Raw genomic sequence first — 5,587 nt, forward strand, 5'->3', positions numbered from 1 at the left:
GATTTTGGTGGTGTTTCAAAAAGTATGCTGCCATTAAACGAATCCATTGTTAATATAAAAGAACACTAAATCAAAGGCTTTGAAATGATTGTCCAGATTTTTTGAGAAGTTACAACTCCTCCTAAACCCTCGTCTAATCCGATGGCGTAAGCGACAATTATTGCCCTCAATACCTACAGTGAAAAACTTACCTATCAACTGTTTACATTTTTTAAAGGTCGTAACAAAGCTATCCCAATCGTCACTTGATATACGGGTATAGCTCACACCTAGCTGCTTTAATTTTAATTTAAGTCGTTTTGCTGTGGTTAAATCTCGTTTACCCCATACATAAGCAACGATTTCACCTGTTTCTCGGTGATAGGCGTAAATCAACCATTCTTTATTTTGCTTATTACCGACAAAAGTCCAAAACTCATCTACTTCAATGGTTTAATAATGAGTTTGCCGTGCTTGAAGTTGATAGTTTGATTGGCTGAGCGTACGTAAAACCTTACCAATACTCACTCGCTCAACTTTGGCAATGTCTCTAACACCACTGCCTCGTACCATCAGATGTAGTATTTTACTTTTGATACCAGAGTGACAACCTTGGTAACTCAGTGCATGATCACCGATAAATTGACGTTTGCATATTTTGCATTGGTAATTTTGCTTACCATATAGTTTTATGCCATTTTTCTTTATACTGTCACTCAGGCAGGTAGGACATTTGATTTCTAGAGTTATTTGCATTTCCCTATAGTATCAAATTCTTACCTGTCTTTCTTTCAGCATACTTTTTGAAACACTACCTTGATTTTTAATAGTCACTAGTTAACAACTATTTTGTCTGACCACAATAGGCTGGATATAAACCAGCCTTTTCTTTATCAAACGAGAGAAGATATGAGCCAACTCACTTGCTTTAAAGCTTATGATATCCGTGGAAAACTCGGCACAGAACTCAATAACGATATTGCATATAAAATCGGTCGTGCTTATGGGCAAATTTATCAACCTAAAACTGTAGTTGTCGGTTGTGATGTTCGCTTAACCAGTGAAGCACTCAAACAAGCCACCATCCGTGGTTTAAATGATGCGGGTGTTGATGTCCTTGATTTAGGTATGACAGGTACGGAAGAGGTTTATTTCGGTGCTTTTCACTTAGATGTTCAAGGTGGGATTGAAATCACAGCCAGTCATAATCCGATGGATTATAATGGCATGAAATTAGTGCGTGAAAATGCACGACCAATCAGTGCAGATACTGGCTTAAAAGACATTCAAGCTTTGGCTGAAACAGAACAATTTAAAGACGTTGCCAAAAAAGGAACCACTCAAAAATATAATATTTTGCCTGAGTTCATCGAGCATTTAATTACCTATATTGATCCAAGTAAAATTCGTCCATTAAAATTAGTCATGAATGCAGGCAATGGTGCAGCAGGTCATGTTGTTGATGCTATTGAAGAAAAATTCAAACAGCTGAGTATTCCTGTTGCATTCATTAAAATTCACAATGATGCAGATGGTCACTTTCCAAATGGGATTCCTAACCCAATTTTAGTGGAAAACCGCGATAGTACCCGTAATGCTGTACTTGAACATCAGGCAGATATGGGGATCGCATGGGATGGTGACTTTGACCGTTGCTTCCTTTTTGACGAAAAAGGTCAATTTATCGAAGGCTATTATATTGTAGGTCTACTTGCCCAAGCATTTTTACTGAAACAGTCAGGCGAAAAAATTGTGCACGATCCTCGTTTAGTGTGGAATACGTTTGATATTGTTGAAAAATATCAGGGAACAGCAATTCAATCTAAATCAGGGCATGCTTTTATTAAAGATGTGATGCGTGAACATAATGCGGTTTATGGTGGAGAAATGAGTGCACACCACTATTTCCGCGATTTTTCATATTGTGACAGCGGTATGATTCCTTGGTTATTGGCAATTTCAGTGCTTTCAGAGACCCATCTATCTTTATCTACACTGGTCGAAGATATGATTGAAAAATTCCCTTGTAGTGGTGAAATTAACTTTAAAGTCGTTGATACTCAACAGACGATTCAAAAGATACTTGACTATTTTGCGGATCAAAATCCAAAAATTGACCAAACCGACGGTGTGAGTTTAGATTTTGGTGCTTGGCGTTTAAATGTTCGTGCTTCAAATACAGAGCCTTTATTACGCCTCAATATTGAAAGTCGTCAGGATAAAAATCCAAAACCAATGCAAGCTTATGTCGATGAATTAACGACTTTAATTCAAGGATAATCTGATTTTCATTAAAAATCTTGATAAAAATGGGAGCAATCAGCTCCCATTTTTAAATACTTAACGTGAATTCGGCTTAAGCAGATTTTAATTCAATAGGTTTTAAAATCTGCTGAATTCCTGAATTATATCCATTCACAAGTACCAACGCATATAAGGTTAAAGCTGAGAATATTGTCGTCAATAATCCTATTTTTGATCTATGGCGAGTGTGTTCAAGATCAAATTGACTTTTCATCAAATTAAATGGTGCTTCAATAATTCCACGTTTTTTTAATACAGCATGATCAAATGGATCTAAAACTTGTGGTTTCATATTTCTTTTTACACGTGTAATCAGTTGAACACCAACTTCTGCAAGGCGATCCTTCCAATTCTTACCAATATAGCCACGATCACCAAACAACTTACCTTTTAATTTTGAGTGTTCTATTAATTCTGGTAATACTTTACGGTCATCAACGTTACCTGTTGTTATACAATAATGTCAACGGCATTCTAAAATTGACCCCTTTTACCTTACAAATGGCGAAGTAAAATTGACCCCTTTGATCTCGTATTAAGTTTCAACCTGAGGCTGAATCCCAATTCTTTTTTTATCCTTCAAACGATAACTCTCACCCGATATTTGTACCACATGACAGTGATGTAATAGCCGATCTAACATCGCAGCGGTCAACGTAACATCATCCGCAAATGACTTAGACCATTGGCTAAAGGGTAAGTTACTCGTCAATATCGTACAGCCTTTTTCATAACGCTTGGCAATCACGTTAAAGAACAGATTCGCTTCTTCACGACCAAACGGTAAATAACCAATTTCATCGATAATCAGTAACTTTGGTCCCAGTACCGCACGTTGCATATAGGTTTTCAGTTTACCTTGCTGATAGGCTACACTCAGTTGCAGCATTAAATCCGCTGCGGTAATGAACTTGATCTTAATGTTGTTCATGATGGCCTTATAGCCTAATGCCATAGATAAGTGCGTTTTTCCTACTCCGCTAGCCCCCAGAAACACCACATTTTCTGCTCTAGCAATAAAGCTCAGATTGAACAGTTCAATCACCTGTGATTTAGGGCCCTAGCGCATAATTAAAATCATAGTCTTCCAGGGTTTTGACTTGAGGCAGGCCTGAGAGTTTCATCAGTACCTGCTGACTGCGCTGTTGCCTGGCAGCATATTCATGCGTCAAGATAGCTTCAACAAAGTCGGCATAACTTCCATCCTGACCTAATGTTTGTTGTGCATGATGTGACCATTGTGATGCGATGGCAGGCAGATTGAGCTTTTGGCAAAGCTGCTCTATACGGTCGTATTGCAGATTCATCAGGAAACTCCCAGCAACTGGTCATATACAGATAAGGGATGCTGCAAACTCTCGTAGGGCATGACATGCTGTGCTGCTGCAACAGGTACAGTGACAGAACCTGTATCTGATTGCGGTAATGGCGTAAATTTTTGCTGCTCCTGTTGTAGTCGAACAGCCGGTTTTTCTTGCGTGGTGGCATGAATCCGCTGATTGGCGGTTTCATGCAGCCACCGGCCAATGTGGGCATTGGCGACATCAACATCTAACAGTAAACCCGAAGTCTTCAGGCTTGCTTTCAATGGCACAATAAAGCTTGATTTGAGGTATCCATTAAAGCGTTCAACTTTGCCTTTGGTCTGTGCACGGTAGGGCTTACATACGCGAGGACGAAAGCTGTACTTCTTGGCGCAGTCGAGCAGTTTGGGGTTCCATTTATGCTGCCCCTCCTGATAGGCATCCCGTTCAATCATGATCGTTTTAGCGTTATCAAACAGGATTTCTTGAGGTACTCCTGCAAAGAACTGAAATGCATTTTCTAGACCATCGATCCATGCATCCGTACGTTCATGATCATAAAATTTCACGAAAGTCGCTCTGGAATACCCTAATGTTGCGACAAAGGCTTTCAAAGTCGTGTTGTTGCGTCGAATTGTGGTGAAATCCACCTGCATTTGTTGGCCAGGTTGGGTTTCAAAACGAATGATCGGTTCCGGTTGAGCAACTGGTTTTAATGTTGCAAGATATTCCCTCAAGATCCTGATCTTTCCTGGATATCCCAACCCTAAAATTTCCTGGTAGAGCACAACAGCAGGAATCCATTCAGGATGAGCTGCGTTTACACGTTGGAGTAAATAAGGTTTATATGGGTCAAGGGTAAGCGTCCGCTGAATCCCATACCAATTTTTAATTCGATTCAGGTTTCCAGCAGTGCGGCAGCAATTCTTCAATTTGGGTCACTTTGTGTGTCGGCAGCCTTTTCAGCACATCACTTAAATAGGCATACGGATCCAAGCCATTCAGCTTTGCTGACTGGATTAAAGTCATGATATTCGCCGCTCGCTGGCCACTGCGCAGCGAGCCAGCAAACAGCCAGTTCTTGCGTCCTAAGGCCCAGGGACGCATCTGATTCTCTACCCAATTATTGCAAATCGGTAGATTGCCATCATCCAGATAGCGGCTTAAAGCTGGCCAACGCTTCAGAGTGTAATTGATCGCCTTGGCGGTGGGAGAACTCGATGGCACCGTCAGATGATGTTGGTTGAGCCATTCATACAGTTGTTGCATCACCGGTTGACTATGCTGTTGCCGGTATTCGCGGCGCTGTTCTGCTGTACTATCGGTCTTTTTCCTGAGTTCTGCTTCTATGGCATACAGTTTCTGAATCAGCACTAATGCCTGTTCAGCAACCTGACTTTTTTTGGTCACATGCAGTTCATGGAATTTACGACGTGCATGGGCCATGCAGCCCACCTCAATGACCTGACCTGATTTAAAGCGTGCTTTATAACCACTGTAATCATCACAGACCAGATGACCCTGCCAGTCTTTCAGGAACTCTTCAGCATGCTGACCTGAACGGCTATCCTGAAAGTCATAGATCACCGCCTGAACTGGATTGTACTGTGTGGTGGCATAGGCCCAGACATAACCTTTCTTCGGTTTTTTCTCATTCTCACCCATCCGCATAATGGTGACTGGTGTTTCATGAGGTGTGGTGTTTTGCCGTAAATATTTACGTACGGTATTTCTGGACACCCCCAGTTCACGAGTAATAGCTTTAATAGATTTACCTTGCTGATGAAGTATTTGGATTGTCACTGCTTGCTCCAAAGTTAACATGTTGAGCAGTCCAAAATGACCACTATATTAACCAAGGGGGTCAGTTTTTAAATGCCATTAGGGGGTCATTTTTACACTGCCGCTAACAATAAGAAACTAAGCGTCCAACATGATCGCAAATCAAATGAATTTTGAAACCATAAAACCAATCTACAGAGGTTTTCCCCCGACTTGCG

General features: G+C 40.8%; 2 protein-coding genes and 5 pseudogenes. 1 reads left to right on the plus strand and 6 read right to left on the minus strand.

The genetic code is table 11. The features are described from left to right. Positions 1-33 precede the first annotated feature (33 nt). Positions 34-735: pseudogene (locus AVJ19_RS20135) on the minus strand (IS1 family transposase). A gap of 153 nt (positions 736-888) precedes the next feature. On the opposite strand from AVJ19_RS20135, the gene AVJ19_RS20140 reads away from it, so the two are divergent. Next, entirely contained in the window at positions 889-2,259 is a 1,371-nt protein-coding gene (locus AVJ19_RS20140; protein WP_111861322.1) for a phosphomannomutase CpsG, read from the plus strand. A 76-nt stretch (positions 2,260-2,335) separates the two neighbouring features. On the opposite strand, the pseudogene AVJ19_RS20145 reads toward AVJ19_RS20140, so the two are convergent. The 5 genes and pseudogenes from AVJ19_RS20145 to AVJ19_RS20165 form a co-directional block, all read right to left on the minus strand. After that, a pseudogene (locus AVJ19_RS20145) lies at positions 2,336-2,743 on the minus strand (transposase); the annotation flags it as partial. Between the two features lie 75 nt (positions 2,744-2,818). Beyond that, positions 2,819-3,590: pseudogene (gene istB, locus AVJ19_RS20150) on the minus strand (IS21-like element ISAba8 family helper ATPase IstB). Next, positions 3,590-4,456, minus strand: a pseudogene (istA, locus tag AVJ19_RS20155) (IS21-like element ISAba8 family transposase); the annotation flags it as partial. The pseudogenes istB and istA, both read right to left, overlap by 1 nt. Positions 4,457-4,475: 19 nt before the next feature. Then, positions 4,476-5,411: an IS66 family transposase gene (gene tnpC, locus AVJ19_RS20160; protein ID WP_111861323.1), complete on the minus strand. Its 936-nt coding sequence runs from the start codon at positions 5,409-5,411 to the stop codon at positions 4,476-4,478. An 85-nt stretch (positions 5,412-5,496) separates the two neighbouring features. Then, a pseudogene (locus tag AVJ19_RS20165) lies at positions 5,497-5,587 on the minus strand (transposase); the annotation flags it as partial.

Source organism: Acinetobacter sp. CFCC 10889 (genome assembly GCF_003268395.1).
Taxonomy (GTDB): Bacteria; Pseudomonadota; Gammaproteobacteria; order Pseudomonadales; family Moraxellaceae; genus Acinetobacter.